Source organism: Synechococcus sp. KORDI-52 (assembly GCF_000737595.1).
Classification (GTDB): domain Bacteria; phylum Cyanobacteriota; class Cyanobacteriia; order PCC-6307; family Cyanobiaceae; genus Parasynechococcus.
The window spans coordinates 2,452,253-2,478,322 of sequence record NZ_CP006271.1 but is presented as its reverse complement, the minus strand read 5'-3'; the positions used below and the strand labels follow the sequence as shown (position 1 = coordinate 2,478,322).

At 61.1% G+C, this 26,070-nt stretch carries 30 protein-coding genes and 1 tRNA gene; 13 read left to right on the top strand and 18 right to left on the bottom strand.

What is annotated here, in order from left to right:
* A complete protein-coding gene (locus KR52_RS12720; RefSeq protein WP_038556434.1) occupies positions 1-831 on the bottom strand; it encodes a cytochrome c oxidase subunit II in 831 nt (276 codons plus the stop codon).
* A gap of 202 nt (positions 832-1,033) precedes the next feature.
* Between KR52_RS12720 and KR52_RS12715 the strand changes: the two genes are divergently transcribed.
* From KR52_RS12715 to KR52_RS12690, 6 genes are read left to right on the top strand one after another with little or no spacing between them, the layout of a single operon-like run.
* Positions 1,034-1,960, top strand: coding sequence for a heme A synthase (locus KR52_RS12715; protein ID WP_038556432.1), 927 nt, complete (start codon positions 1,034-1,036; stop codon positions 1,958-1,960).
* On the top strand, positions 1,953-2,936 hold the full coding sequence (locus KR52_RS12710) for a heme o synthase (protein ID WP_038556430.1): 984 nt from the start codon (positions 1,953-1,955) through the stop codon (positions 2,934-2,936). Before KR52_RS12715 ends, KR52_RS12710 begins: the two co-directional genes overlap by 8 nt.
* A gap of 50 nt (positions 2,937-2,986) precedes the next feature.
* Positions 2,987-4,000 (top strand): ATP-binding cassette domain-containing protein, encoded by a 1,014-nt coding sequence (locus tag KR52_RS12705; RefSeq protein ID WP_038556428.1) that lies wholly within the window; start codon positions 2,987-2,989, stop codon positions 3,998-4,000.
* A gap of 9 nt (positions 4,001-4,009) precedes the next feature.
* A complete protein-coding gene (locus KR52_RS12700; protein ID WP_038556427.1) occupies positions 4,010-4,864 on the top strand; it encodes an ABC transporter permease in 855 nt (284 codons plus the stop codon).
* Positions 4,865-4,868: 4 nt separating this feature from the next.
* On the top strand, positions 4,869-5,417 hold the full coding sequence (locus KR52_RS12695) for a hypothetical protein (protein ID WP_038556424.1): 549 nt from the start codon (positions 4,869-4,871) through the stop codon (positions 5,415-5,417).
* 5 nt (positions 5,418-5,422) lie between these two features.
* Positions 5,423-6,112, top strand: a complete 690-nt coding sequence (locus tag KR52_RS12690; protein ID WP_038556422.1) for an N-acetylmannosamine-6-phosphate 2-epimerase — start codon at positions 5,423-5,425, stop codon at positions 6,110-6,112.
* On the opposite strand, the gene groL is transcribed toward KR52_RS12690, so the two are convergent.
* Complete coding sequence (gene groL, locus KR52_RS12685; RefSeq protein WP_038556420.1) at positions 6,113-7,783, bottom strand: chaperonin GroEL; 1,671 nt, start codon at positions 7,781-7,783, stop codon at positions 6,113-6,115.
* Between the two features lie 131 nt (positions 7,784-7,914).
* On the opposite strand from groL, the gene KR52_RS14860 reads away from it, so the two are divergent.
* Entirely contained in the window at positions 7,915-8,091 is a 177-nt protein-coding gene (locus KR52_RS14860) for a hypothetical protein (protein ID WP_156957748.1), read from the top strand.
* Positions 8,092-8,100: 9 nt separating this feature from the next.
* Here the strand turns inward: KR52_RS14860 and fabG are convergent, their stop codons facing one another.
* The 3 genes from fabG to KR52_RS12670 are packed head-to-tail and all read right to left on the bottom strand — an operon-like array spanning position 8,101 to position 10,801.
* On the bottom strand, positions 8,101-8,853 hold the full coding sequence (gene fabG, locus KR52_RS12680) for a 3-oxoacyl-[acyl-carrier-protein] reductase (protein ID WP_038557373.1): 753 nt from the start codon (positions 8,851-8,853) through the stop codon (positions 8,101-8,103).
* Positions 8,854-8,900: 47 nt separating this feature from the next.
* The gene (locus tag KR52_RS12675; RefSeq protein ID WP_038556418.1) at positions 8,901-9,956 is read right to left on the bottom strand and encodes a TrkA family potassium uptake protein; all 1,056 of its coding nucleotides are present in this window, start codon (positions 9,954-9,956) and stop codon (positions 8,901-8,903) included.
* An 11-nt stretch (positions 9,957-9,967) separates the two neighbouring features.
* Positions 9,968-10,801 carry a glycosyltransferase family 9 protein gene (locus KR52_RS12670; RefSeq protein WP_038556416.1) on the bottom strand — a complete coding sequence of 278 codons (834 nt, stop codon included), beginning with the start codon at positions 10,799-10,801 and terminating at the stop codon, positions 9,968-9,970.
* Between the two features lie 72 nt (positions 10,802-10,873).
* Here KR52_RS12670 and ispD point away from each other — a divergent pair, with 72 nt between their 5' ends.
* Entirely contained in the window at positions 10,874-11,554 is a 681-nt protein-coding gene (ispD, locus tag KR52_RS12665) for a 2-C-methyl-D-erythritol 4-phosphate cytidylyltransferase (protein WP_038557371.1), read from the top strand.
* On the opposite strand, the gene KR52_RS12660 is transcribed toward ispD, so the two are convergent.
* The gene (locus tag KR52_RS12660) at positions 11,538-12,422 is read right to left on the bottom strand and encodes an LD-carboxypeptidase (RefSeq protein ID WP_038556413.1); all 885 of its coding nucleotides are present in this window, start codon (positions 12,420-12,422) and stop codon (positions 11,538-11,540) included. The genes ispD and KR52_RS12660 overlap by 17 nt on opposite strands.
* Complete coding sequence (locus tag KR52_RS12655; protein WP_038557370.1) at positions 12,422-13,315, bottom strand: 4-hydroxybenzoate polyprenyltransferase; 894 nt, start codon at positions 13,313-13,315, stop codon at positions 12,422-12,424. The genes KR52_RS12660 and KR52_RS12655 overlap by 1 nt, the downstream gene beginning before the upstream one ends.
* Before the next feature lie 36 nt (positions 13,316-13,351).
* On the opposite strand from KR52_RS12655, the gene KR52_RS12650 reads away from it, so the two are divergent.
* Positions 13,352-15,040: a Ppx/GppA phosphatase family protein gene (locus tag KR52_RS12650; protein ID WP_371257687.1), complete on the top strand. Its 1,689-nt coding sequence runs from the start codon at positions 13,352-13,354 to the stop codon at positions 15,038-15,040.
* On the opposite strand, the gene KR52_RS12645 is transcribed toward KR52_RS12650, so the two are convergent.
* From KR52_RS12645 to petC, 6 genes are all read right to left on the bottom strand, one after another.
* Positions 15,024-15,734 (bottom strand): RodZ family helix-turn-helix domain-containing protein, encoded by a 711-nt coding sequence (locus tag KR52_RS12645; protein WP_253912414.1) that lies wholly within the window; start codon positions 15,732-15,734, stop codon positions 15,024-15,026. The two genes, KR52_RS12650 and KR52_RS12645, sit on opposite strands and share 17 nt — an antisense overlap.
* Positions 15,735-15,900: 166 nt before the next feature.
* Positions 15,901-15,972, bottom strand: a tRNA-Val gene (locus tag KR52_RS12640).
* 25 nt (positions 15,973-15,997) lie between these two features.
* Positions 15,998-16,759, bottom strand: a complete 762-nt coding sequence (gene cobM, locus KR52_RS12635; protein WP_038556409.1) for a precorrin-4 C(11)-methyltransferase — start codon at positions 16,757-16,759, stop codon at positions 15,998-16,000.
* Positions 16,756-17,634: a prolipoprotein diacylglyceryl transferase gene (lgt, locus tag KR52_RS12630; RefSeq protein ID WP_038556407.1), complete on the bottom strand. Its 879-nt coding sequence runs from the start codon at positions 17,632-17,634 to the stop codon at positions 16,756-16,758. Before lgt ends, cobM begins: the two co-directional genes overlap by 4 nt.
* A 5-nt stretch (positions 17,635-17,639) precedes the next feature.
* Entirely contained in the window at positions 17,640-18,575 is a 936-nt protein-coding gene (gene petA, locus KR52_RS12625; protein ID WP_038556405.1) for a cytochrome f, read from the bottom strand.
* A gap of 38 nt (positions 18,576-18,613) precedes the next feature.
* Complete coding sequence (gene petC / locus KR52_RS12620) at positions 18,614-19,150, bottom strand: cytochrome b6-f complex iron-sulfur subunit (protein WP_006850760.1); 537 nt, start codon at positions 19,148-19,150, stop codon at positions 18,614-18,616.
* Between the two features lie 47 nt (positions 19,151-19,197).
* Between petC and KR52_RS12615 the strand changes: the two genes are divergently transcribed.
* The gene (locus KR52_RS12615; protein ID WP_038556402.1) at positions 19,198-19,614 is read left to right on the top strand and encodes a DUF3067 family protein; all 417 of its coding nucleotides are present in this window, start codon (positions 19,198-19,200) and stop codon (positions 19,612-19,614) included.
* On the opposite strand, the gene tatC is transcribed toward KR52_RS12615, so the two are convergent.
* A complete protein-coding gene (tatC, locus tag KR52_RS12610) occupies positions 19,595-20,299 on the bottom strand; it encodes a twin-arginine translocase subunit TatC (protein ID WP_173402245.1) in 705 nt (234 codons plus the stop codon). The genes KR52_RS12615 and tatC overlap by 20 nt on opposite strands.
* A gap of 125 nt (positions 20,300-20,424) precedes the next feature.
* Positions 20,425-22,152, bottom strand: coding sequence for an NFACT family protein (locus KR52_RS12605; RefSeq protein WP_253912413.1), 1,728 nt, complete (start codon positions 22,150-22,152; stop codon positions 20,425-20,427).
* 38 nt (positions 22,153-22,190) lie between these two features.
* Here KR52_RS12605 and gmk point away from each other — a divergent pair, with 38 nt between their 5' ends.
* Positions 22,191-22,748, top strand: coding sequence for a guanylate kinase (gene gmk / locus KR52_RS12600; protein WP_038556400.1), 558 nt, complete (start codon positions 22,191-22,193; stop codon positions 22,746-22,748).
* 99 nt (positions 22,749-22,847) lie between these two features.
* On the opposite strand, the gene psaJ is transcribed toward gmk, so the two are convergent.
* The gene (psaJ, locus tag KR52_RS12595; RefSeq protein WP_006850741.1) at positions 22,848-22,964 is read right to left on the bottom strand and encodes a photosystem I reaction center subunit IX; all 117 of its coding nucleotides are present in this window, start codon (positions 22,962-22,964) and stop codon (positions 22,848-22,850) included.
* 32 nt (positions 22,965-22,996) lie between these two features.
* Positions 22,997-23,473: a photosystem I reaction center subunit III gene (locus KR52_RS12590; RefSeq protein WP_038556398.1), complete on the bottom strand. Its 477-nt coding sequence runs from the start codon at positions 23,471-23,473 to the stop codon at positions 22,997-22,999.
* Between the two features lie 77 nt (positions 23,474-23,550).
* Between KR52_RS12590 and tsaD the strand changes: the two genes are divergently transcribed.
* Both tsaD and KR52_RS15210 read left to right on the top strand, forming a co-directional pair.
* Positions 23,551-24,624 carry a tRNA (adenosine(37)-N6)-threonylcarbamoyltransferase complex transferase subunit TsaD gene (gene tsaD / locus KR52_RS12585; protein ID WP_038556396.1) on the top strand — a complete coding sequence of 358 codons (1,074 nt, stop codon included), beginning with the start codon at positions 23,551-23,553 and terminating at the stop codon, positions 24,622-24,624.
* Positions 24,625-24,666: 42 nt separating this feature from the next.
* On the top strand, positions 24,667-24,843 hold the full coding sequence (locus KR52_RS15210; RefSeq protein WP_038556394.1) for a chlorophyll a/b-binding protein: 177 nt from the start codon (positions 24,667-24,669) through the stop codon (positions 24,841-24,843).
* Here KR52_RS15210 and KR52_RS12575 read toward each other — a convergent pair whose 3' ends face one another.
* Positions 24,844-26,040, bottom strand: a complete 1,197-nt coding sequence (locus tag KR52_RS12575; protein WP_038556392.1) for a type IV pilus twitching motility protein PilT — start codon at positions 26,038-26,040, stop codon at positions 24,844-24,846.
* Positions 26,041-26,070: the final 30 nt, after the last annotated feature.

Here is a 26,070-nt window from a genome sequence, read left to right as displayed (position 1 = left end):
TCAGGCGTTCGCGATGGGGAGCATTTCGTCTTCAGGAGCTGATTTGGCGTTATCCCTGTACCAGTTCTCCCAGTCATCGGGGCGTTCCACGACGACGGTGGAACGCATGCCGCCGTGGTAAGGACCGCAGAGTTCGGCGCAGACGATCGGATAGCGGCCGGTGCGAGTTGGGGTGAAGCTCAGCTGGGTCGGTTGACCAGGAATCACATCCTGTTTCAGACGGAATTCAGGAACCCAGAAGGCGTGAATCACATCTTTGGCCTCCATGCGCAGGGTGATCGGCCGGTCGGCTGGAACATGTAGTTCACCTGATGTGATATCTCCATCTGGGTAATGAAAGAGGAAGGCAAATTGCATTGCTGTTACTTCAATGGGTAGAGCATTTGTTGCTGCCTGCGCTTCAATCGATCCTGAGCTGATGCCTCCCCAGATCTGTTCTTCGTGGGCTTCGCCCATGTGGTCATGGGCCAGAGGCACCATGCCACCCATGCGGTCATAAATGTCGTAGCTGTAGAGACCAACGAACAGCACCACGATGGCGGGAACTGCTGTCCAAAAAATCTCCAGTGGAAGATTTCCCTCAATGGCCAGGCCGTCGCCGAGCTGACCGCTGCGTCGCCGAAAGCGAATCAAGCTGAAGACGAGAAGTCCAACAATTCCAACAAACAGAATGCTGCCGATTGTGAATAGAACCTTAAAAAGCTCGTCGTAAATTGGCGCGTTGGCGCTCGCATCGATGGGTAGGAGGTTGATGTTCTGGCCGATCCAAAGGCCGCCCAGAGCAAGAACCATCCCGATCACCAGCGTGAGAATGGCGGATGGGATCTGCACCAGATCAATCCCAGGTTTTCAACATCGTATGGGCCTGACTGCGGTTCTCCATGAAGTGATTGTTAAGGCCTTATTTCTGTCAGGGAAAGAGGACGATTTTCGCCTCTTTTGTGTTGCAGTCGTCCACACATGCTGACGTCATGTTCTGCATCGCTACGGTCCGAGCAATCCCTTCTGGGTTGCATCGGATGGAGCTTGTTCGATGACGCTTTCCTCAATGTCGACATTGCGTCGACGTCTCGGGTTGTTATCTGCGCACCTTGTGGTTGCCGTGATCGCTCTGGTGGTGATTGGAGGAGCGACCCGGGTCATGGAGGCCGGCTTGGCTTGTCCCGACTGGCCCTTGTGCTTCGGCTCGTTTCTTCCGGGCCGCCAGATGAATGTTCAGGTGTTTCTCGAGTGGTTTCACCGTCTCGACGCTTTCGTTATCGGTATCGCCCTTGTGGTGATGGCTGTGACGACGACACTCCAGCGGCGCCAGCTGCCGCGATGGCTGCCCTGGCTGGCCATCGCTCTGATGGTCCTTGTGGCCATGCAGGGAGGTCTGGGCGCTTTGACGGTGACCCAGCTACTCCCTTCGGGTGTGGTGACAGCTCATTTGGCCCTGGCTCTCACCCTTGTGGCGCTCCTGAGTGGGCTGACCCAACGCTTGCTTCATCCAGCTTCAGTGGTGGCTCCGCTCTGGTGGCGTAGCGCTGCACTGCTTGGCCTGTTGTCGGTCTTTGTGCAGTGCCTGCTCGGTGGGCGCATGGCCACGGCATGGGCAGGCCAGCGTTGTCTTGCTGGGGGAGAGGCCTGCCAGCTTGTGCTCTCCCATCGCGTCACGGCGATGCCTGTGGTCGTTGTTGTGTTGGCTTTCGCCGGGGCAGCACTTCTGGCGGGTGGTTGGGCTCGCCAGCAGTGGCCCTGGCTGGCTGGGGCCGTGCTCTTGGTGCTGGTGCAGGTGGCCCTTGGCGTTCTCACGCTTCGTCTTGGTTTGTCGCAACCCGCGGTGACCGTGGCGCATCAGCTCGTGGCTGCCCTGCTGATCGCTCTGCTGTCTGCACTTCTGGTCCGCTCGCCGGACCTCCCCTCGCCGTCCTGTTCCGTCGTCCTCGACGACACCTCGTTGGAGGCCTGTCATGGCTGAACTCACTGCAACCGTCCGTCCGACCCGTGAGGAGGTGGTTCCTTCCCGCAAGCGGGTGAAACTTCCGGCCTGGCTGGAAGTCGCCAAACCCCGCCTGATCCCTCTGCTGCTGGCCACCACCCTTGGGGGAATGGCCCTGAGTGAAGGCTGGCCCCTCTCATCGCCGAGGCTTGTCTGCACCCTGGGGGGTGGGGCCCTTGCTTCGGCTGCTGCAGGTGTTCTGAACTGCCTGTGGGAGCAGGATCTCGATGGCCGGATGGCCCGCACCAGCGGTCGGGCCCTCCCCTCCGGTCGGCTGTCGCCCACCAGTGCGTTCATCGGCGCCATCGCCTGCACCCTGGCCGCGGCGATGCTTCTGGTGAGCGGCGTGAACTGTCTCGCTGCCGGATTGTCCCTGCTCGGCCTCTGCAGTTACGTGCTGCTCTACACAGCCCTGCTCAAGCCGCGTACGTCCCAGAACATCGTCATCGGTGGGGTTGCCGGGGCCATTCCGCCCCTCGTTGGGGCGGCCGCCGCCACGGGCCATGTTGGCCTCGGGGGCTGGTGGCTGTTCTCTTTGGTGATGGTTTGGACGCCAGCCCATTTCTGGGCTTTGGCCCTGTTGTTGCGTGAGGACTATCGCGCTGTTGGGATCCCGATGCTGCCCGTGGTAAAGGGGCCTGTGGTGACGGCACGGGCGATCAAGACCTACGGCTGGATCACCGTCCTGCTAAGCGGTTTGGGTGTGTTCGCCTTGCCTTCTGGTGGAGTTTTCTATGGACTGATGCTGCTGCCCTACAACGGTCGCCTGCTGCAGCTTGTCGGTCGGCTGTCCCTGGATCCCGACAGCCTTGTGAATGCCAAGGCTCTGTTCCGTTGGTCGATCCTGTATCTGTTTGGTCTGTGCCTGCTGCTCATCCTCAGCCGGACGGATCTGGCCTCAGGCTTTGCTCACCAGGTGATGCAACTTCTCTCCCTGCCGATGGCGGCGCAATGAGCACTCTCTAGATTCCCTTAATTGGCCGAGCAAGTCCCTGACGGTGCCTGATGGCGTTGATTGAACTGCGGAACATCTCTAAGGCCTACGGCACGGTTAAAGCTTTGCGTGAGCTTGATCTCACCGTTCCAGAAGGATGCCTTTACGGGCTGCTTGGCCCGAATGGTGCCGGCAAAACAACAGCCATGCGCATTCTTTCCACCTTGCTTGCCCCTGACAGCGGGTCGGTGCTGGTTGGTGGTGTGGATGGTCTGGCGCAGCCACGAGACGTGCGTCAACTCATGGGCTATGTGGCCCAGGAGGTGGCCATTGACAAGATCCTGAGTGGCCGGGAACTGCTGCAATTGCAGGGCGATCTCTACCACCTGCCGAGAAATGAGCGGGACAGCCGCATTGCCGACCTGATCGATCGACTTGGGATGGGCGAATGGATTGATCGCCGCTGCGGCACCTATTCCGGCGGCATGCGTCGTCGTCTGGATCTAGCGGCCGGTCTGCTGCACCGTCCACGCTTGCTCGTGCTCGATGAACCCACCGTTGGATTGGATATTGAAAGCCGCAGTGCCATCTGGCACCTGCTGCGACAGTTGGTTGAGGAGGGCACCACAGTTCTGTTGAGCAGTCACTACCTCGAAGAAGTGGAGGCTCTGGCGGATCAGATGGCCATCATCGATGCCGGTCGTGTGATTGCCGAAGGCAGCCCTGACCAGCTCAAACAAAGGCTTGGGGGTGATCGCGTCACCCTGCGGGTCCGAGAGTTCAGCAATGCCGATGAGGCAACCCAGGTGCGTGCCCTTCTTGAACCCCTGAATGGGGTGCGTCAGGTGGTGGTGAACCGCTCTCAGGGATTTTCCCTGAACCTGGTGATTGAGGGTGGGGGCGTGATCGATCAGCTGCGTCAGACCCTCGAGGCTGCAGGTTGGCCTGTGTTTGCCCTGGCACAGAGCCGTCCCAGCCTGGATGATGTCTACCTTCAGGCCACAGGACGCACCCTGATGGACGCTGAACTGGCCATCGCAGGCCAGCGCGACGTCAAACAGGAAAAGCGTCAATCCATGCGTTGAGTGCCAACCATGACTTCCCCTACAGCATCTGTTGCTCTCCAGCAGCGGCAATCCGGAGCCCTCGCCGAGCTCAGCCAGGAAACATTGGCCCTTACCCGGCGCTTGTTTCTTCAGTTGATGCGTCGTCCTTCAACTTTGATCGCCGGGGTTCTGCAGCCCCTGATCTGGTTGATTCTCTTTGGTGCACTTTTCGCCAATGCCCCTGAGGGTCTGTTGCCAGGAGGCATGAGCTACGGCCGTTTTCTTGGCGCCGGAGTGATTGTCTTCACGGCCTTCAGCGGTGCTTTGAATGCCGGCCTGCCGGTGATGTTTGATCGCGAATTCGGTTTCCTCAATCGGCTGCTGGTGGCACCGCTGCGAAGCCGCAGTTCCATCGTGCTGGCGTCGGTTATCTACATCACGGCGCTGAGTCTGTTGCAGAGTCTGGCGATCATGGGCACGGCAGCCGTGCTCGGCTACGGATGGCCTGGCATCAGCGGCCTGGCCCTGGTGCTCGTGACGCTGCTGCTCCTGGTTTTTGCTGTGACGGCCCTCAGCCTCGGACTGGCCTTCGCTCTGCCGGGACACATCGAGTTGATCGCTGTGATTTTTGTGGCCAACTTGCCGTTGCTGTTTGCCAGCACGGCCTTGGCCCCGTTGTCGTTCATGCCGACCTGGCTGGGCTGGCTTGCGGCCTTGAATCCTCTTACCTTCGCGATAGAACCTATTCGAGCGGCTTACCAAGGTCCCCTGGACCTTTCAGCCATTCTCCTGGAGGCCCCCTATGGGGATGTCACCGGCACCACGTGCCTGCTGATCCTGCTGCTCCTCACCATCGGGCTGTTTCTTGCGATTCGCCCTCTGCTCAACCGCAAACTTTCCTGAATCCGTGCTTTCTTCTCCGTTCCAGCAGCCGTCACCTCGACAGAACGCACTGGCCCTTCAGATCCAGGAGGCCAGAACCTCAGGTGATGAGGCCTTGCTGGCGGGGCTGATCAGTCAGTGGGTTCACCGTTACGGCTTTGATGGCGCAGCGGAGCTTGATCTGAGCTTGCCGAAGCTTTCAGCTTTGAAGCGGGAGTTCAGTTCCCCTCCGATGCCTGTCATGGAGGAGGAGATTGCTCTTGTAGACGACGTTTTGGTTAAGAACGAGGTGGTTGTTCAGGACGAGGTGGTTGCTGAGGACGAGATGGTCGTTGAAGAAGAGGAGCAGATTGAGGCTGAAGACGACCTGTTCATTGAGAGCGAGGTAATGGAGAACGGGGTGGTCGCTGAAGAAGAAACGATCGTTGAACAGGACGAGAGTGCGGCAGAAGAAACGCCGCTTCAACGCGGCTTCCCGGCTGCCCCTGTGCCGGCCCCACCGATCAGCACGCCCCGTTCGCTCCGGCGTTGGCTCCCCCGCCGGGAGGATGACGCTTTCCCCAAGGCGTCCTGAACACCATGATTACCAACCCTGAATTCCTGGATCAGGGGCTGATCGTTTCGGTGCAGGCCCCCCAGGGTTCGCCGATGCGCGATCCCGATGTGATCGCTGCCATGGCGGATGCCTCCCTGCGCAATGGGGCTGTGGGTGTGCGCTTGGAAAGCCCTGAACACATCGGTGCTGTGCGTCGACGCTGTCCAGATGCCTTGATCATTGGCCTCTGGAAATGCACGTTCCCAGACAGCTCGGTGTACATCACCCCCGGTTGGAAAGAAATTCAGGCCGTCTGGTCTGCGGGAGCCGATGTGATCGCCATCGATGCCACGGCCCGTCCGCGGCCTGCGGGGCAGGACCTGGCTGCGTTGATTCAGCGCAGTCGTGATGAGCTGAAGGCCCCGCTGATGGCTGATGTGGATTCGCTCGAGAATGGTTTGCGGGCAGCCGAGCTGGGCTGTGACTGGGTTGGGACCACGCTTTACGGCTACACGGAAGACACGGCGCAGCAGCGCCCCCCTGCGTTTGATCTGCTCCCCCAACTCCGCGCTGAACTTCCCGGCTCGGTACGTCTGATCTGTGAGGGGGGAGTTGCTTCTCCAGCGGATGCGCGGTTGGCGTTGCAGGCTGGAGCCGACACCGTTGTGGTGGGGACGGCGATCACCGGAGTGGACCTCCAGGTGATCGCCTATCGCCAGGGAATGATCAGCTGATCACATCATCCCGGGCATGCCCATGCCACCCATTCCAGGCATGCCCATACCACCCATTCCACCCATGGGGTCTCCGTCTCCGGCAGGAGCCGGTGCGGGGGGTTCCGGCTTGTCGGCAATCACAACTTCGGTCGTGATCAGGAGAGAAGCGATCGAAATCGAATCCTGCACGGCCAACCGCACCACCTTGGCGGCATCAACGATGCCAGCAGCCATCAGGTCTTCGTAGGCACCACTGAGGGCATTGAATCCCTGGCCGCTGCTGCGCATGCCCGCGATCACAACGTCACCGTTCTGACCGGCATTGGTGGCGATCTGATGAATCGGCGCCGTCAGTGCCCGTTGCACGATCTCCACGCCGGTGCGCTGGTCGCCGTTCAGGGATGAAGCCAGGGCGTCCAGGCTGTCGGCGAGTTGCAGCAAGGTGCTGCCGCCTCCCGCAACGATGCCCTCCTCGACGGCGGCACGGGTGGCATTCAGGGCATCCTCGATCCGCAGTTTGCGGTTCTTGAGTTCCGTTTCCGTCGGTGCACCGACCTTGATCACGGCCACACCGCCGGCCAGCTTGGCGATCCGCTCCTGGAGCTTTTCGCGGTCGTAGTCGGACTCGGTGGCCTCCAGTTCACGTCGGATCGCGCCGACGCGCTCGCTCACCGCCTGGCGATGGTCGTCGGTGGCGACGATCGTGGTGTTTTCCTTGCTGATGGTGACGCGGCGCGCTTTGCCGAGATCCTCGAGGGTCACTTTGTCGAGGCTCATTGCCTTGTCTTCGCTGATCAGCGTTCCGCCCGTGAGGATGGCTATGTCGGCCAGGGCTGCCTTGCGACGTTCGCCAAAGGAGGGTGCGCGAACAGCGGCCACCTGCAGAACCCCACGGCTCTTGTTCATCACCAGGGTGGCCAGGGCCTCACCTTCCACTTCCTCAGAAAGGATGAGCAGGGGAGAACCACTCTTCTGAACGGTTTCCAGCACGGGGACCAGATCCGTGATCGTGCTGATCTTGCGGTCCGTCAGCAGGATCAGAGGATTGTCGAATTCACAGACCTGGCGGTCGGCATCGGTGACGAAGTAAGGGGAGCTGTAGCCCCGGTCGAAGGCCATGCCTTCGGTGATTTCCAGTTCCGTTGCCAGAGACTTCGATTCCTCAACCGTGATGACCCCATCGGTGCTCACCTTGTCCATCGCCTCCGCAATCATCCGACCGACTTCTTCATCACCCCCGGAGCTCACGGTGGCCACCTGACGAATGGCATCGCCGGCAACGGCCTGGCTCCGCTCGCTCAGTCCCGCCACGATCTGTGCAGCGGCCTTCTCCATGCCTCGGCGGAGTTCCACAGGACTCGCTCCAGCAGCGGTGTTGCGCAGACCTTCCCGCACCATGGCCTGAGCCAGAACGGTTGCCGTCGTGGTGCCGTCTCCGGCCTTGTCCTTGGTCTTCGAGGACACCTGCTGCATCAGCTTGGCGCCAAGGTTTTCGAACGGGTCGTCCAGTTCGATTTCACGGGCGATTGAGTCGCCGTCATTGACGATGTCGGGTGCGCCGAATTTCTTTTCGAGTACTACGTTGCGACCGCGTGGGCCGATCGTGACGCGCACCGCATCGGCGAGTGCATCTACACCCCGCTCGAGGGCGCTGCGGGATTCGTCAGAGAAAGAAAGGAGTTTGGCCATAGTCGCGGGCACGCCGTTGGTCACTGTCCCACAGCGATGTGTTGCTCGTGGAGAGGCAATGTGGTGGGGAAAGCCGAATGGTTGGAGGCTGCCTGGATGCCTCCCCCAAATGAACTGATTAGGGTCCGGTCATGGGTGAATCCGGAGCACTGTTCTTTGTTCTGATGGCGGGGCTCGCCGGTTCGATGGCTCTGGTTTACGTGCCCCTGCGCATCTTTCTGACCGCCACCGCCCGCAGCCGTCGCCTGCGGCTGCTTCAGCGCATCCGCCGTTTGCGGGATGAGTTGGCCCAACCCCTTGAGTCCTGATGCTCGGGGTCAGGCCATCACCATGCCGCCATCCACCTGCAGCACCTGACCTGTGATGTACGCCGCAGCTGGGTCGGCGGCAAGGAAGCGCACGGCACCGGCCACTTGTTCCTGGGTGCCAAAGCTCCCCAGGGGGATGTTCTTGAGAATGGCCTCCGCATCAAGGTCCTTCGTCATGTCGGTGGCGATGAAACCTGGAGCCACCGCGTTCACGGTGATGCCACGGCTGGCGAGTTCCCTGGCAGTGCTGCGGGTGAGACCAATGACGCCAGCTTTTGCGGCGGCGTAGTTGGCCTGTCCAGCATTGCCCATCAGCCCCACAACCGAGGTGATGTTGATGATCCGGCCACTTTTCTGCTTCAGCATCGTGCGTGTCACCGCTCGCGTGCAGAGGAAAACTCCACTGAGGTTGAGGTTGATTACCGATTGCCAATCGTCGGTTTTCATCCGCATCAGCAGGCCGTCGCGTGTGATGCCAGCGTTGTTCACCAACACATCAAGACGGCCGCTGCGCTCCAGCACCTGTTGGATCAAGCCCTCCACGTCTGCTTCGACCGACACATTGGCTTGCAGGGCGTAGGCCTTGCCTCCTGCCGTGGTGATGGCAGCGACCACTTCATCGGCTGCAGCGGCGGAATTGGAGTAATTCACGACCACTTCTGCGCCCGCCTCGCCCAGGGCCAGGGCGATGGCCCGGCCGATGCCGCGACCTCCTCCCGTCACCAGGGCGGTCTGTCCGGCAAGAGAAGCGCTGGGAGACATGAGGGCACCGTTGATCGCAGGATCGTACGGAGCCGTCGTCATTGACCTCAACCCGGCATGGTTTCAATCGTGTCAACGGCCTCCCCAAGCAAGGCCTGAAAGGTGGCGAGTTGGGTCTTGCTCCCCAGCACGATCAGGAGCTGCCCCGGTGCCATCGGGGTGTCGCCGCCTGGATTCGCGATCAGCTTTCCCTTCTCCCGGATTGCCAGGACCATGGCTCCACTGCGGCGGCCCAGCTGCAGTTCCGCCAGGCTGCGTCCACGGATCTCCATCAGGTGCAGGGGGTCGTGACTCAGCTGAAACTCCTCGATTTCATAATCGGAGCCTGCCAGCAGCTCCATGAAGTTGAGCGCCAGGGGGCGCAGCGCCGAAGCTGCCATGACGCGGCCCCCCGCCACATAGGGACTGACCACCACCGTCGCTCCGGCCAAGCGCAGCTTCGAAGCCGCTTCATCACTGTTGGCCCTGGCAATCAAGCGGCAATCCGGTCGTAGATCCTTGGCGCTGAGGATCACGTACAGATTGGACGCATCGCTCGGAAGAGCTGCCACGAGGCTGCAGCAGCGTTCGAGTCCCGCATCTAGCAACGTTTCGTCGAGAGTTGCATCAGCCTGAAGAACACGTATTCCCTTCATTTCAGCGGCAGCCCTTCGGTTGGGATCCGTCTCGATCACCACGAGAGACACACCGTCCCTCTGCAATTGGGCTGCAATTTCCTGCCCGATCCGGCCGTAACCGCAAAGAATGACGTGGTCGTGCAGGCTTTCCAACATGCGGTGAAAGCGGAATTCACGAAGTCTGAGGAAATATCCCGAGTCCTTCAGTCCGAGAACGCGTTGGATGGCCAGTTGAACAACCACCAGGCCACCCACCACGATCAGCACGGTGACCAGGCGCCCTTGGGGTGAGAGGACTTCCACCTCGCCATAGCCAATGGTGCTGATGGTGATCAGCACCATCCAGAGGCAATCTCCCCAGTCCCATCCCTCCGTGATCCGATAACCGACGGCACCCGCAAAGATCACGGCACTGAGGGCACTGATGGGCCCCCGCCATGGCGCTGTGATCAGCTTCAGCTGTCCCCTGGCTCGGCGACGCCTCATGGGCCGTCTCCTCAGAAACCGAGGGCCGTCAAAACATCACTGCTCTGCAGCGTGGCGAGCTCCTGCGGGCGGCCGAGGCAACGGATCTCCTGGCGTTCGGGAAGGTCTGCGGCCTCGGCTCCGAGGGCAACCAGGGGGGTGCCGCAATAGGCCGCCAGGCGTTGGGACACCGGGCAGCTGCTGAGCACGACATCGGCATTGGCCACCAACGCAGCCCGCTTGGCCAGGCTGAGCTCTGCTGGCAGCACCATGCTGCGCAGCATTGGCAGACGGTTTTTGATTGTGTCAGGCAGCTTGTGCCACTCCGCTGCAGGCCAGTCATCCTCCTGACTGGATGGAGACATCAGCAGCAGGGGACCATCACCGCTCGGCTGTGCTTCACGGGCTTCATCAATCACCTCCGCCGCCAGGGGCAGGCGGAACTGATCGGCCTCGAGATCCAGCCCCAGGGCTTGAAGGAAGGGGTTGAGACGCTGGGCCCTCCAGCCGGCACCGACGCTGACCTGGTCGGTGCAGGCAAATCCCTCAACCGCCAACCGTTTGGGGATATGGCTCATCGACAGCATCAGGTTCACCTGCTGCCCTTCAGCGAAGTTGATGCAGATCTGAAAGTCGGGTTCGCGCACACAACCGAGCAGGTTGGCCCAGTCCGCAAGGGTGGGGTTGGCCTCGAAGCTGAACGGCAACAGCTTTTCCAGGCACGGGAGAAGCTTCCATGGAGCTGCCTGCCGGGGGTCACAGGCCACCTGCAGGCTGGCGTTGAGTTTCTGGCAGATGTCGGCCAGAGCCGGTAGGCGGTCCAGCTGGTCTTCGAGCGAACCCGGGCTCAGGGCAAGAACTCGCATGCAGCGCCGCCTTCCATGGTGCGAGCTGATTGTATGGAGGTCGTTTACGCCTGTCCGGGGCAGGAGTCGCTTGTGCATCTGTTGATTGCTGCGGCGGGAAGCGGTCGGCGCATGGGTGCGGATCGCAACAAGCTGCTGCTGTCGTTGGCCGGACGCCCCGTCATCGCCTGGACCCTGGAGGCGGCCCTGCGTTCCGAGCGGATTGAATGGATCGGGATCGTCGGCCAGGAGGTTGATCGAGAGGCCATCCTTGCGGTGCTGGATGCGCCCAGCAAGCCGGTGCAGTGGATTCAGGGCGGCAGCACGCGGCAGGAGTCGGTGCTTTGTGGTCTGGCGGGGTTGCCGGAGCAGGCTCGTCACGTCTTGATTCATGACGGTGCGCGCTGCCTGGCTGAACCGGAGTTGTTTGACCGTTGTTCTGAAGCGGTGGAGGCAGGCACAGCACTGATTGCTGCAACACCGGTGAGCGACACGATCAAACGTGTGGGATCCGATGGTGTGATTCGTGATACGCCTGAACGATCGGAGTTGTGGGCGGCGCAGACTCCACAGGGCTTTTCCGTCGATCAGCTGCGTCGTGGCCACGCTGAGGCGGTTGCCAAGGGCTGGATGGTCACCGATGACGCGTCGTTGTACGAGCGTCTGGGTTGGCCTGTGCAGGTCTTGGATGCTGGCCCTGCCAACATCAAGGTCACCACTCCATTTGACCTCACCGTGGCGGAAGCGGTGCTCGCGCTCAGGTCAACAGGCTGAGTCGGCCGCTTTGCCCGTCGAGGCGCGCCATCGCCCCCATGGGCAGGGCTGCGTTGCCGGATCGGTGACCAAGGGGCAGCTCCATCACCCTGGGAATGCCGAGATCGGCCGTGCGCTCTTCAAGAACCTGCTCAAGGTTGAAGCTTTCGGAGGCGTCTCTGGTTTCGTCTTCGCACCCCTCGAAATGGCCAAATGCCAGACCCGCTAACCCCTGCAAGGTGCCATTCAGCCTCCACTGGGTCAGCATCCGATCAATGCGGTAAGGGGCTTCGCCCACGTCTTCCAGCACCAGAACGGCTCCTTTGAGGGGGGGCACGAAACGGCTCCCCAGCAGGTGGGTGGCCACGGTCAGATTGGCCACGAGCAGCGGACCGCTCCCCATCCCTCCACCGCCAGCACGACCTTGCAGCTCGGGGACGGCGTTGCCAAAGAGCAGGTTGCGCAAACGGTCACGGCTCCAATCCGGCTCCTCCGCAAGCGTTGTGAGCAAGGGGCCATGGATGCCACCTGCAAACCCTGCTGCCTGGCGGGCCCAGAGCAGAGCTGTGACGTCGGAAAAGCCCAGCAGCCAGCCGCTCTGCCAGCGGATGGGCTGCTCCAGCAGCCGGGCAGCACCCCATCCACCGCGGGCACAGGCGAACAGCGCTGCGGGTTCGGCCGGATGCAGATCGGCATGGCGCGCGTCATCGCCCCCTGCCAAGTAGCCCCAACGACGGCTGGCCAAGGCCTGGGGTTGAACATCGAGGCCCCAGCTCTGCAGAACAGCAATGCCCTGTTGCAGCTTGATGTCGTCCTGCAGGGCTGAACTGGCGGCAACACAGGCCACACGGTCTCCAGTTCGGAGCGGTGGAGCCGGGATGATGCGCATCAGGCTCCCCATCCCCTGGCCAGAAGCAAACCGAGCCAGAGCAGCGTCCCCGCCTGAACCTGCTGGGCAAAGTGCTTCCCGTAGGTGCCCATGGAAGCATCCTGTTTGTTCAAGGGGTTGCAGCTGAGCTGCATGAAGACGGCGGCAAGCAACCAGAGAGGCCAGAACGGTGCTGGAATCTGAACCGACCAGGCCGCCAAGGCAAGGGTGATGGCTGTCACGAGGTAGCAGCCCCGCACAACAGGTACCACGAAGGATCCGAGGCTCAGGGCGCTGCTGTGCAGGCCGAGACTGGCATCGTCACGTCGGTCGGCCATGGCGTAGACCGTGTCGAAGCCAAAAGTCCAGACCACGGTTGCCAGCCAACTGCACACCAGGGCAGGACTCCAGCTCAAGGAGGCCGTTGCAGCGGCCCAGGGGATCAGCACCGCGAAGCCCCAGCACAGCGCCAAGATCGCCTGGGGGAAGGCGAACCACCGCTTTGCTGATGGATAGACAAGGATCGGCAGCACGGCCGTGCAGGCCAAGGCGAGACAGAGTCTGAGGCTGGCGGCCGGCAGACTCAGCACGACGGCCAGGCTGATGCCCAGCAAGGTCAGCAGCAAAGCGAAGGCTGGGCCTCGCTTCAGCGCACCTCTGGCCAGGGGCCGACGTTTTGTGCGTTCCACCTGGCCATCGAACCCCTGGTCCCATAGGTCATTGGCGATACAGCCCGCACCGCTCACCGCTAGGCCCCCAAAAAGAATCTGCAGGATCAGCACAACTCCGGGGGGAGCGGCAGGACTCAGCCAGAGGGCCCAGCCGGCTGGGATCAGCAGGATCAGCCGGCCGGTGGGTTTGTTCCAGCGCAGCAGTTCGATCCAGGGCTGAAGACGTGCAGAACTGCTGATCACAATCAACGGGATTTAAAGAACCCTAGTCATGGCCTTATGGTCCCGGCCGTCGGTGGCAGAGTGGATTTCGTTGCTGCTCTGACGTTGATGCTGGATGCCGAGGCCCCAGCCCAGCCAACGGAACAGACCAACGGCTTGTTTCAGGGCTCGAACAGTGACCTGCGTCGGATCGCGGCCATCGATCTCGGGACCAACTCCTTCCATCTTCTGGTGGCAGCCGTTGATCCGAAACTGCGCACGTTTCAAATCATCCAGGCCGAAAAGGCCACCACCCGTCTGGGGGAGCGTGATCCTGAGACCGGTGAACTCACGGCGGAAGCGATGCAGAGGGGGCTTGAAGCGCTCCGTCAGTTCAGAGACCTCGCCGCCAGTCATCAGGTCGAACAGATCGTCACGGCGGCGACGAGTGCCGTTCGTGAAGCGCCCAACGGTCGCGATTTCCTTCAGACCATTCTTGACGAGCTCGAGATGGAAGTGGATCTGGTCAGCGGCCCCGAGGAGGCTCGCCTGATCTATCTGGGTGTCCTCTCTGGAATGCCATTTGGTGATCGTCCGCATCTTCTGCTGGACATTGGTGGTGGCTCCACCGAACTGATCCTTGCTGATAGTCGCGATGCTCGTGCCCTCACCAGCACCCGTGTGGGGGCTGTGCGACTCCAGCGGGACTTCGTTCAGGACGATCCGATGCCTCCCAAACGGAGATCGTTTCTCCAGGCCTTCATTCAGGGATCGCTTGAACCTGCGGTCGACAAAGTGCGTCGCAGGATCAAACCCGGTGAAACCCCTGTGTTGGTGGCCACCAGCGGCACGGCGATGGCGATTGGCTCCCTTGCCTCGAGTGAAGAGGAGCGTCCACCGCGCAAATTGCACGGGTACCGCGTCACCCGGGAGCGCCTGGATCGGGTGGTCGATCAACTGATCAGGATGACCCCTGAGGAGCGGAGGGAGTTGGCATCCATCAATGATCGTCGGGCCGAAATCATTGTCCCGGGTGCATTGATCCTGCAAACCACCATGAAGATGTTGGGTGTTGAGGATTTGGTGCTCAGTGAGCGGGCCCTCCGCGAAGGTCTGATCGTCGATTGGATGCTTCGTCAAGGTCTTCTTGAAGACCGTTTCAGCTTTCAGAGCAGCATTCGGCAACGCACCGTGATTCATCAGCTTCAGCGGTTTTCTGTGAATCAGAGCAGGGCTGAACGGGTTGCCAGCCATGCCTTAAGCCTCTACGACGCCACGCGGGGGGTGATGCATGACGACAGTGGCGAAGGTCGCGAACTGCTCTGGGCTGCTGCGATGCTGCACTCCTGTGGCCAGCACATCAACATCAGCGCGTACCACAAGCACACCTGGTATTTGATTCGTCATGGTGAGCTGTTGGGCTATTCAGAAGCGGAACATCTGATGGTGGCGGCGATTGCCCGCTATCACCGCCGCAGCTTGCCCAAGAAACGCCATGAATCCTGGCAGCTTGTGGCCACCCGAGATAACCGTCGTTGCGTTCATCAGATGGCTCTTCTGCTGCGCTTGGCCGCAGCCCTTGATCGCCGGCCTGAACCCGTGATCTCTTCACTCCGTGTTCATGCGGTGAAGGGTGTGCTTGATCTGGGAATCGTTCCCGAGCGGGTCAACCAGAACGTCAGCCTTGAGCAGTGGAGTTTGGAGAGCTGCGCTGAGGTGGTGAAGGAAGCGGTCGGGGTGAAGCTGCGTGTCAGCGTTCAGGTTTGAGGGGGATCCAACGGATGTCGTCCACAGCGCCAAGGGTTCGAGTCTCGGCGTCGGGGGCACTCAGCTGGACCAGATCAGGCCGGCCGGCGTAGATCTCCACCAGATCGGGATTTTCAATTCTGCGTTCTCCGTCCAAGAGCCCTTCGAATTCCACAACTCCCTTACGCCGTAGGGCGATCCAGCTGGGTTCGCTGCTGCTGATCGTGAGACCCAGGTCTGCAATCGGTGGCGCTGTAACGATGAGGGCATCGAGCTCATCTGCAACCTCGGCCTCCTCGACATTTGCTTCGCTTGGCTCAAGGGTTGGATTGGCAGGACTCAACTCTTGAGCCAAGCGCGTCAACTCCGAGGGGTTTCTCCACACAACCAGCCCCAGCGCAGCAAGCCCTGCGAGGGCCAGAAGGGTGAGCGGAGGACGTGTCGTCTGTTTTTGAGAGGCGATGCCCCGTCTTGTTGGCCCGATAGATGATCGTCTTGGTCCACCTGCGGTGTGGGGCCCGAGGGTCTTCACCATGGCGTCAGCATCCAAACCCAGATGGGAGCTGAGTCGACGCACCATGGCCTTGATGAAGACGGGTTCAGGCAGTTCGTCTTGATGGCCGTGTTCCAGTGCGGAGAGTTGCTCCACACCGATGTGCATCTGATCGGCAAGTTGCTGCTGACTCAGCCCTGCTGCAGCCCGTGCGTCGGCCAACCGTCTTCCCGCTTCAACGAGGCCTGTGGCTGTTCCATGGTTGTCAACGACACCTTGTTCGTCCATGGATGGGTATGTCGACCTAGCTCATTGAATAAATTAGGTCCATTTCAGAGCTCGGTCCTGGTTATATGAACGTTGACTGATCAAACGCCAACACAAAACATGGGCGATACTGGATTCGAACCAGTGACCCCTTCCGTGTGAAGGAAGTGCGCTACCACTGTGCTAATCGCCCGCACAAATCCATCCTAAACCACCGCCTACTTGGCTTTCTGGCGGAATAGATGGTCATGGTCAGGCGAGTAGAGGCGTGAGCGCTGAGGACCACCCGCGAGGGCCGGACTCACCACGTAGAGCGTCGTTCGAATCAGATTGCGTTCCCGACTGACCACAGCCATCTCCTCGAGAGGGACCACGGTGAGCATCTGATCGGGCCAGCTCACCCGATGTCCGATGGCCACAGGGGTCTCGGCGGGGTAGTGCTCCAGAAGGGTGGTTTGCACCTCTTCAACGTGTCGTGCACTCAAATAGATGCAAAGGCTGGCTCTCAGGGCGGCCAGCCGACCCAGCTGTTCCCGTTCAGGCATGCCGGTGCGACCTCCAGCGCGACTGAGAACAATGGTCTGCACCACGCCTGGAAGGGTGAGTTCGCTGGCGAGTCCGGCAGCTGCCGCTTGGTATGCGCTGATCCCGGGGATCACTTCCACAGGGATTTCGGCGTCACTTAACGCGCAGATCTGCTCGTTGATGGCGCTGTAGAGCGCCGTGTCTCCGTCGTGGAGTCGCACTACCCGTTTGCCCTGGCGGTGCCGATCGATCAAAAGCGGGATCAGGTCTTCGAGCGTGGTCGTGCTGGTGCGGATGCTTTCGCAATCGGCTGGAGCCAGCTCGGCGATGGCTGGGCAGACCAACGAATCGGTCCAGATCAACACGTCGGCCTTGTGGAGACGATCAGCTGCTCGAAGGGTCAGCAGATCTGGAGCACCAGGGCCTGCTCCAACAAAACTGACAACGTGACTCAACTGCGTTGGCCTGATGGATCAGGCAGGGGTCTCTTTCTCCGATATAGCCACCAAAGCCCGATCATGCCGAGGGCGAGCAAAATGCCACTCATCAATTGCGCGATGCGGATGCCGCCGTCGCATGCCGGGGGAAGCGACCCGATGCAGAGAGGATCGATCCGCAGCCCCTCGATCCAGACGCGGCCAAGGCTGTAGCCCACCAAATACACGCAGCTCATGGCACCTGCAGGGAGCATCCCCGGGGTCTTCAGTCCGCGGCGGAAGAGCAGCAGCAGCAGTCCGAAGAGCAGAAGGTTCCACAAGGATTCATAGAGGAATGTCGGGTGGAAAAATTCCGACGTGCTGTAAATCACCGGGCGGCTCTGGGCCGGGATGAACAGCTTCCAGGGCAGATCCGTTGGAACACCAAACGCTTCCGAGTTGAAGAAATTGCCCCAGCGACCGATGGCCTGCCCCAAAGCCACGGAAGGCACCAGAACGTCCAGCACATCCCAGAAGGGTTGCCGGCGCAAGCGGCAGAACAGGATTAACGTCAAAGTGCCTGCCAGCAAGGCGCCATGGATGGCGATTCCACCCTCCCAGATGGCAAGGGCTTTGAGCGGGTTGCTGACGTAGTTATGCCACTCGAACGCGACGTAGTAGAGGCGTGCTCCGATCACGGAAAACAGCACGAGCACGGGCAGCAGATCGCTGATCAGACCGTTTTCAAGGTGTCGGAGCTTGGCCAGACGACTCGAAAGGTTCAGCCCGATCAGCACGGCCGTTGCGATCAGCAAGCCGTACCAACGCAGGGGAAGGAACCAGTTTTCCGTTTGGGGCAAAAATTCCCCTGGCGACTGGAAGGTCGCCAGGGGAAACAGGGCTTCAACAGCCATAGAAATCAGAAGTTGCCTTCAGCAGCCTGAACTTTCTCAATCTGCTTCTTCTTCAGCACCAACATGATCTGTGCCAGAGCCACAGCCGCGAAGAAGGCGAGCAAGCCATAGATCCGAACGGGGTTCTGCAGAACGATTTCCGCATCGACCTGCCCGAAGCCGCCCACGTTGGGGTCGTTGGTTAGGGCAGCACCGGCTTCGATGCTGTCGCCGACGCTGACCAGAACTTCAGGACCAACCGGAATGGTCTCGCTCACGTTACTGCCGTCAGCAGCCTCGATACTGACCACGCTGGCCCCGTTGTCACTGGGCTCGATGGAGGCAATGGTGCCGCTGGCCGGAGCTGTGTAGACGGTGTTGTTGCTCTTCTCACCGGTGGGATACACCTGGCCACGGCCGCGGTTGCCACCCACGTGGATCTGGTATTTGCCGAAGTGGATGTTGCTGTCGGTGGCGGGATCTGGTGACAGAACAGGGAAGACAATCTCTTGGTGCTCATCACCAGGAATCGGTCCTACCAGAAGGATGTTCGGCTGGTCGTCGCTGTACTGGGTGAAGTAGACGCCTTCCGTCTCCTCCTTGATCTCATCGGTCCAGCGGTCCTGAGGAGCAAGGGTGAAGCCATCGGGAAGCATCACAACAGCGCCCACTTGCAGGCCCACGTCGCTGCCGTCGGCACCGATCTCTTGGAGACCGTTCTCATAGGGAACCTTGACGCTGGCGGTGAAGACGCTGTCAGGAAGGACCGATTGGGGAACTTCAGCCTGGGTCAGCTTTTTGGCCAGGTGGCAGTTGGCACAAACAATCTTGCCGGTGGCTTCCCGGGGGCTGTCGTAGTTCTGTTGAGCCCAGAAGGGGTAGGCCCAGCTGGCGGCCGGGGCAATCAGCAGAGCCAGTCCGATGACCAGCGATCCAAGGAAAAGCGAGAGGTGACGACGCATGGGACGGTGAGGGGATGCAGGCGTAGGGGAGGGAAGAATCAGGCCCACCAGGGCTTATCACCAGTTCGGAAGTCGGTCTCGGTCCACTGGCTCACGAACACGTTGTCGTTCTCCACGCTGACGTTGGCCAGGGCCAGGGAGAGAGGGGCAGGGCCACGAACCACCTTGCCGGTGGCGTCGTACTGACTGCCATGGCAAGGGCACATGAACTTGTTGGCACCGCTGTTCCAGGGAACGACGCAACCGAGGTGAGTGCAAATGGCGTTGATGCCGTAGCTGCCGATGGCGTCCTCGCCTTCAACGATCAGATAGGTGGGATCACCCTTGAGGCCCTGCACCAGGCTGCGATCGCCCTCGGGGTGGCTGGAGAGCCAGCCACTGGCCGTGATCGGGTTGCCCAGCTCATCCTTGGCACTAGTGCCACCACCGCTGCCGGCGGCCTTGGGGGGGATGAAGTAGTTCGCAACCGGGTAGAGGGCTCCCAGGGCAACCCCTGTCACGGAGCCGAAGGTCAGCAGGTTCATGAACTGCCGACGACCCATTCCGGGCACATCGCTCGAGGAGAGTTGGGTCATGGCGGACGTTCATCCAGCTCGGATTGGCGACCATTATGGGTGCTTAAGTGCCTGTCAATCTTTGCAACGACTGGTGTCTTCCTGTCCCTGCCGCTTCTGCTTCTGTGCTTGATATCGCCAGCGCCCCACCCGATCCGCCGCTCAGCGTCGACGAGGTGATGGCCTGTCTACGCCAGCGCTGGCGGGCGACTTACGACCTTCAGCTGGTGGTTCGACGCCGGCGTTTGTACCTCCAGGTGATGTGGGCCTATCTCGAGCAACAGTCGTTCCCGATGGACCTTGAGACCTATCGGCAGCATCTTGGTGAAGTGCTGGATGTTGTGAATCGTCTTGGTTTGGCGGGTGATGTCCGCCAATGGCTCTGTTCCACCCGTGACAAACCGCGTCTGGGCAAGGCGTTGAGTCTTCCGCTGGAGGCGACGGGGCCGGAGGCGGAAACGTTGATCAAGGAGTTTCTGGTCTGAGGGATTCGGTCAGAGCCACCAGGCCGACGCCAATCAAAAACAGTGCCGTGATGGCTCCAGCCAGCAGCAGCATCGTGATCGGATCGGTGGACGGCGTCAGCACGGCTCCAGCCAGGGCTGAACCCAGCACAACCCAGCGCCAGGCTCCAAGCATCGGCCTCCAGCGCACCAGTCCCAAAGCACCGAGGAGCAGCTGCAGCACAGGGAGCTGAAAGGCCAGCCCGGTGGCCAGCATCAGTAGCAGAACAAAATCCAGATAGCGCTCGATCGACCACAGCGGTTCAACTACATCGGCGCCGTAGCTCACCAGAAAACGCAGGGCAGCCGGTACCAGGGCCCACCAGGCAAAGGCCAGGCCCGCCATGAACAACACGGCCGAGCCGGCGACGGCAGGGGCAATCAGGCGTCGTTCGCGGATCGTCAGGCCCGGCAGAACGAAGGCCAGGATCTGAAAGAGCACATAGGGCAGGGCCAGGGTGAGGCCGGCGTAGCCGGCCACCTTCAGCGAGACGAATAAAAACTCGCCCGGTGCAAGTTGAAGAAAATGAATGCCGCTGGCTGGCGCTTCCAGCAGGCGCACCAGCGGTTTGACCCCTAGCAGGCAGGCCAGCGCTGCAACGACGACGGCCAGCAAGCTGAGCAGAACCCGTTGACGGAGTTCCTCGAGGTGATCCACCAGAGGCATCTCCACCTCATTGGGCAGATCGGCATCGCCAGGTGCCCTCCCAATGCGAATGGGAGGTGGTGGTTGCAGAGCTGGGGGACCTTCGGGGCGCTCAGACACGGACGAGGATCGGGCGGCGCAACAGGTCAGCCCGAATGTGGGCTCAGGCTAGGGGTAAGCAGCCGCTCTTCCGCGCCCTGGGGATCCCCCCAGCGGATTTCCGCTTGGCCATGGCGCACGGTGCCCGGGCCCGCACCGGGAATGCGCTGCAGCTGATCGGTGGGCACCATCACCACCGCCACCCGCGCGTTGCCCCGGGCGCGGCTGAAATAGGCCGCCAGATCCGTTGCCATCGCCAGGTCGGATTCCTGGGCCAGCCCGTTGGAACTCTTCAGCACCACATGACTGCCTGGGCATTCCTGGGCGTGAAACCAGAGGTCACCACTGCGGGCCTGGCGCAGCGAGATCCAGTCGTTTTGGCGGTGGTTGCGCCCCACTTGCACCTTGAGTCCTCCTGGAGTGTTCAGTTCCAGCGGATTGGGCTGGTCCCGCTGACGCTGCTGTCGCGTGGAGCGACGGCGTTCCTTCGGCTGCAACAGCTCATCGAGTTCCTCCCGCAGATCATTCAGGGCGGAGAGGCGTGCCGGTCCGTCCTGCCAGGTTGCACTCAGTTGATCCTCGATGAAGGTTTCGCTCTCGCTGATCAGCTCAAGACGTCGCTGATGGTGCTTCAGCCGCTGCTCGAGGATCGGGCGCGATCTCCGCAGTTTTTTGGCCCGGCGATAGAGCGATTGGGCTTCATCGACCTGGTCGCGGCTTGGGTTGCTAAGGCAGAGGAGAGCGTCCGCCTGGCGTTGAAGGGCCCCGTGCCCGTCGGTGGCGCTCAGGCGCTGGTGTTGGTCCTCCTTGGCGGCCTGTTCTTTGCTGCGCCAACGCTCCAGGCGTTGACGCAGCTCATGGCTGGCCCGTGCCAGGGCCCTTTGCTCTTGGCATTGCTGGTGCAGGGATCCCAGCGTGAGCGCCAGAGCGGGGTGGGGCTGCACTTCACCACGGGGAGATCCCCAGACCCTGTAACGACCGTCGTTCTCCACCACGAGGGCGAACTGCTCACGCTCGAGCTGGTCCAACCAGAGAAACCAGCGTTCAAAGAGGTGGCTCCAGTGGCTGTCATCCAGGCTGTTAACCGGGGTGTTCATGTGGTCACCGGCGAGTTGCAGAGCCAGGGCTGGGCTGATTCCCTGATAGGTCTGTTGCAAGGCCTTGCGCAGGGGGACCGGGACGAGAGAGAGCCGCTCCTTCCAGCGTTCAAAGCTTTCCGTTCGATCCGGTGCCAACCCCTGCAACATCGGGGGCTGGCTGTAGGAATCACCGGTGGAGAGAGGGCGCACGCGGGACTGATGGTCCCGGACCTGTCGCCCCAGGGCAATGATGCGGCGCTGCTCATCGAGCAGCAGCAGGTTGCTGTGCCGTCCCATCAGTTCCAGGACGAGTACCCGCTGGATCGGTTCCCCAGGGCGTTGGGCAAACCGGAATTCCACCACCCGTTCAAAGCCGCTCTGGTGGAGCTCCACAAGAGCCAGCTGCCGGAGGCTGTGTTGCAACTGTTGGGCGAAGGTGCTGCCGCTGCCGCTGCGTGGGGGAGGGTGAACCTCCACCAGCCGAGGTGCTTCTGCTTGCCAGCTCAGTTCCAGCCACACCATCCCCTTGAGGCTGCGGCATCCCAGTTGAATCGTTGCCGGGTCCGGTTGTTGGGCCTTCTCGAAGCGGCTGGGCAACAGCTTTGGGCGCAGATCCCAGAGCACCGCGCGAAGCGTGGTGAGATCCATTGGCTGCAGGCTGGTGGAGGCGATCACCTGGAGCACCGGGCATGGCATTGGGGCTTCCTACTCTGCTGACCCACGCAGACGCAGCGATGTCCACCAGTGGAAAGCTGACCTTGATCACCGGCCCCAGTGGAGTCGGCAAGGGAACGCTGGTGACCCAGCTGCTGGAACGGCATCCCCAGATCTGGCTGTCCGTTTCGGCCACCACCCGTTCGCCGCGCCAGGGGGAGCAGGACGGCATCAACTACTTCTTCCATAGCCGTGCAGGGTTTGAGGCCTTGGTGGAGCAGGGAGGATTTCTGGAGTGGGCGGAATTCGCGGGGAATTGCTACGGCACCCCCCGAGGTCCTGTTGAAGAACAGATGGCGGCAGGGCGCCCCGTGCTGCTGGAGATTGAGTTGGAAGGGGCCCGTCAGGTACGTCGCAGTTTTTCAGACGGTTTTCACATTTTTCTGGCGCCACCCAGCTTTGAAGAATTGGAGCGCAGGATCCGGGGGCGCGGAACCGATTCGGAGGACGCCATTCAGCGCCGTTTGACTCGCGCTCGCGAGGAACTCGAGGCCCAACAGGAGTTCGACGCTGTCGTGATCAATGACGATCTCGAATCAGCGTTGAACCAGGTGGAGACGCTGATGGGGCTGGGATGACGCGGAAGCTGATCGTCGCAACCCTGATCTACGCAAGGTCGTGAAGGCATAAAAAAAGGGAACCCGAAGGTTCCCTTGGCTTTGAAGATCATCCCAGATTCACATCGGGTGGAAGAGGAGATCGGGGAAGAAGCGGTTCCACTCGATCAGGATTCCTGCGGTGGCGGTGAACCAGATGGCTGCAACCACTGGAGCTGCGGTCAGAAACTTGTTCATTGTTGAGGGAGCAATGGATGAAGTCGTTTGAATCAGCGAGGTGAAACGGTCACCTTGCTGTCGTCTTCGAGAAGCTTGCCACTTGTGAATTCACCGAAAGCAGCCAGAGGCCAGGTGGCAGCAGCCAGAAGGCTCTTGATGGCGATGCTGCGATCGATGAAGATTTCGTATTGGGCAGCATTCTTGCCGCGAGTTGCTTTTAAGTACTCACGACCGGCCCAGCCGATGCAGCCGGTGATGTACAGGAACATGATCCCGGGATACACAAAATCACCGGCATGGCTCCAGCGGCCATCGACGATCAGGTGGGGAAGGCCATCCTCACCACAGGAAGCCTGGCTGTACATCTCGAAGCGGGCTTTGGCCTGAGGCGTTGTGGCAGCGGCGGCACGCTGCTGGAAGCGAGCACTTTCTGAACAGGGTGTGAGGCCAGCCACATCCGCCTTGGCGACGGGGGCGAAGCCGAACACCAGGAGTGCTGAGAGCACGACGGCGAAGAGACGACGCATCGGAACGATTCCTCTGAAAGGTGCCCCGAAAGGGCAAGATGTCACAAGTCGGAGAGTAGGGGAGGCGCATTGCTCTGATGCATGCAGTGCTTGCCCTCGAAACAAGTTGTGACGAGTCCGCGGCTGCTGTCCTGCGCCGTCACCCTGATGGGCGGATCGACGTTTTGGCGTCGCGGATTGCATCCCAGGTTGAGGAGCACGCCCGCTGGGGCGGTGTGGTGCCTGAAATCGCCTCGCGTCGCCATGTGGAGGCCCTGCCTGGGCTGGTGGAAGCCGTTGCAGATGAGGCGGGTCTGGCCTTGGACCAGCTCGATGCCATTGCGGCCACGATCGCCCCAGGGTTGGCCGGGGCTTTGATGGTGGCCTCGGTGACCGGCCGCACCCTTGCCGCGTTGCATCAGCGCCCCTTCCTCGGCATCCATCATCTGGAAGGCCATCTGGCCTCGGTGATGCTTGGGGATGCTCCCCCCCATCCCCCGTATCTGGTGTTACTGGTGAGTGGGGGGCATACGGAGCTGATCCTGGTCGCTGACGACGGCGGGATGAAGCGTCTTGGCCGAAGCCATGACGATGCCGCTGGCGAAGCCTTCGACAAGGTGGCGCGCCTGCTCGGTCTGGGATATCCCGGAGGTCCTGCCATTCAGGCTGTCGCCGAAACGGGTGATGCAACGCGCTTTCGCTTGCCCAAGGGTCGGATTTCATTGCCGGGCGGTGGGTTTCACCCCTATGACTTTTCGTTCAGTGGGTTGAAGACGGCCATGCTCCGGACCGTCGAAACACTGGGGGAGGCCAAGGATCAGCTGCCTCTGGCCGATTTGGCCGCCAGTTTTGAACAGGTGGTGGCTGATGTTCTGGTGCAGCGAAGCCTCCGCTGTGCTGAAGACCATGGGGTTCATCAGTTGGTGATGGTGGGTGGTGTCGCTGCGAACCGGCGTCTTCGCCGATGCATGGTCGAACGGGCGCAGGAGCGGGACATTGCGGTGTCCATTGCTCCCATGGCCTTCTGTACCGACAACGCTGCGATGATCGGTGCAGCGGCCTTGTTGCGTCTGGGCCAGAACACGGCTTCGACTTCTCTTGAAACCGGCGTCGCAGCCCGCTGGCCCTTGGACCAGGCCGATGCTCTTTACACAACGAACGCACCGTTTTGAAGAAGCCTTTTAGGCTCTTGCACAAAGTTCGGACTCTGCGTTGTGGACCAACCGGAAACCAGATCAGTTGCTCCGGAGCCCGTCGAAGCTGAGGAGCTGAATTCCTGGAAGCGCGGCTTTACCCCTCAGGCAGAGATTTGGAATGGCCGTCTGGCCATGATCGGCCTCTCAGCAGGGATAGCTGTCGTTCTCCTGGTGCGTGTGTTCAGCCGAGGTTAATCAGCTTCGGCCCCGCAGGGCCTGAGCCATTTCATTCGGTTTGAGGCTGACGGCCACCGCCTGTTCGCCTTCAATGCGATCCGCCTCCACCAAGGCCAGAAGGGATTGATTGGTGGTGACCATCCCATCGAATCCGCTGCGCTCCATGATTTCCTCCACCTCATCCAGTTCTCCCCGTTGGATGTAATCCTTGCAGGCATCGGTATTGATCAGAATGTCGTGATAAGCCGCTCGTTTTCCGTCCGTTGTTTTAACCAATCCCTGGGCGATCACTCCCAGCAAGGATTCAGACAATGACCGGCGCACGCTGTTTTGCTCTTCAGGTGCATACATGCCGAGCACCCGTTCAACGGTTTTCACCGCTGAATTGGTGTGAAGGGTTCCGAACACCAGGTGGCCGGTCTGGGCGGCTTCGAGTGCGGTTGAGAGCGTTTCCTGATCGCGGATCTCGCCAACGAGAATCACATCCGGGTCTTCCCGCAGTGAGGCCCTCAGGGCGTTGTGGAATTTCAAGGTGTGAAACCCCACTTCGCGATGACGAATCAGGGACTTTCGACTTTCGTGAACGAATTCCACCGGATCCTCAATCGTGAGGATGTGACGTGCTTCGTTGCGGTTGATCCAGTCGATCATCGCCGCCAGGGTTGTGCTTTTGCCAGATCCTGTCGGTCCGGTCACCAGGATCAGCCCCTTCGGACGCGCCGCGAGGGTCTGCAGCACGCTGGGGAGATCCAGCTGCTCCATGGTGAGGATCGTCTGCGGGATCAAGCGCAGCACCATCGCGGGCCCGCGAAGGGAATCCATCAAGTTGATGCGCACCCGTACAAAGGGGAAAGCATGGGATCCGTCGAATTCCTTGTCGCGTACGAAGGCATCAATCTGCTGAGGTGTGAGGATTTCCTGGAGCCATCCCTGAAAGACATCGGCCCGGGTCTCGGGCCATTCCGTGACCTGCATGTCACCACAGGCTCGGTATCGGGGGACTTCTCCAACCCCTAGATGGACATCGGAATGGCCGGCCTCATGGGCGATTCGTACGATGTCCTCAAGGCTGGGAGAACCATCGGTGGCTGCATTCGCCGTGGTGCGCCTGTTGTGGTTCTCCTCCGACCGTTCAGCCTCACGGATCGATGTCGCAGGTGTCTGCAATGACGACGGGCGAGGCGGGAAGCTGGGGGGGAACACCGGCTGAGCCACGGATATGGATTGGAATCTCCCTCAAGGATC

What these genes read in the sequence shown, in the direction of transcription:
- KR52_RS12715 (WP_038556432.1), top strand. Translation starts at nt 1,034, where the DNA reads ATGACGCTTTCCTCAATGTCGACATTGCGTCGACGTCTCGGGTTGTTA.
- KR52_RS12710 (WP_038556430.1), top strand. Translation starts at nt 1,953, where the DNA reads ATGGCTGAACTCACTGCAACCGTCCGTCCGACCCGTGAGGAGGTGGTT.
- KR52_RS12705 (WP_038556428.1), top strand. Translation starts at nt 2,987, where the DNA reads ATGGCGTTGATTGAACTGCGGAACATCTCTAAGGCCTACGGCACGGTT.
- KR52_RS12700 (WP_038556427.1), top strand. Translation starts at nt 4,010, where the DNA reads ATGACTTCCCCTACAGCATCTGTTGCTCTCCAGCAGCGGCAATCCGGA.
- KR52_RS12690 (WP_038556422.1), top strand. Translation starts at nt 5,423, where the DNA reads ATGATTACCAACCCTGAATTCCTGGATCAGGGGCTGATCGTTTCGGTG.
- groL (WP_038556420.1), bottom strand. Translation starts at nt 7,783, where the DNA reads ATGGCCAAACTCCTTTCTTTCTCTGACGAATCCCGCAGCGCCCTCGAG.
- KR52_RS14860 (WP_156957748.1), top strand. Translation starts at nt 7,915, where the DNA reads ATGGGTGAATCCGGAGCACTGTTCTTTGTTCTGATGGCGGGGCTCGCC.
- fabG (WP_038557373.1), bottom strand. Translation starts at nt 8,853, where the DNA reads ATGTCTCCCAGCGCTTCTCTTGCCGGACAGACCGCCCTGGTGACGGGA.
- KR52_RS12675 (WP_038556418.1), bottom strand. Translation starts at nt 9,956, where the DNA reads ATGAGGCGTCGCCGAGCCAGGGGACAGCTGAAGCTGATCACAGCGCCA.
- KR52_RS12670 (WP_038556416.1), bottom strand. Translation starts at nt 10,801, where the DNA reads ATGCGAGTTCTTGCCCTGAGCCCGGGTTCGCTCGAAGACCAGCTGGAC.
- KR52_RS12660 (WP_038556413.1), bottom strand. Translation starts at nt 12,422, where the DNA reads ATGCGCATCATCCCGGCTCCACCGCTCCGAACTGGAGACCGTGTGGCC.
- KR52_RS12650 (WP_371257687.1), top strand. Translation starts at nt 13,352, where the DNA reads ATGGTCCCGGCCGTCGGTGGCAGAGTGGATTTCGTTGCTGCTCTGACG.
- lgt (WP_038556407.1), bottom strand. Translation starts at nt 17,634, where the DNA reads ATGGCTGTTGAAGCCCTGTTTCCCCTGGCGACCTTCCAGTCGCCAGGG.
- petA (WP_038556405.1), bottom strand. Translation starts at nt 18,575, where the DNA reads ATGCGTCGTCACCTCTCGCTTTTCCTTGGATCGCTGGTCATCGGACTG.
- petC (WP_006850760.1), bottom strand. Translation starts at nt 19,150, where the DNA reads ATGACCCAACTCTCCTCGAGCGATGTGCCCGGAATGGGTCGTCGGCAG.
- tatC (WP_173402245.1), bottom strand. Translation starts at nt 20,299, where the DNA reads ATGCCTCTGGTGGATCACCTCGAGGAACTCCGTCAACGGGTTCTGCTC.
- KR52_RS12605 (WP_253912413.1), bottom strand. Translation starts at nt 22,152, where the DNA reads ATGCCATGCCCGGTGCTCCAGGTGATCGCCTCCACCAGCCTGCAGCCA.
- gmk (WP_038556400.1), top strand. Translation starts at nt 22,191, where the DNA reads ATGTCCACCAGTGGAAAGCTGACCTTGATCACCGGCCCCAGTGGAGTC.
- psaJ (WP_006850741.1), bottom strand. Translation starts at nt 22,964, where the DNA reads ATGAACAAGTTTCTGACCGCAGCTCCAGTGGTTGCAGCCATCTGGTTC.
- KR52_RS12590 (WP_038556398.1), bottom strand. Translation starts at nt 23,473, where the DNA reads ATGCGTCGTCTCTTCGCCGTCGTGCTCTCAGCACTCCTGGTGTTCGGC.
- tsaD (WP_038556396.1), top strand. Translation starts at nt 23,551, where the DNA reads ATGCATGCAGTGCTTGCCCTCGAAACAAGTTGTGACGAGTCCGCGGCT.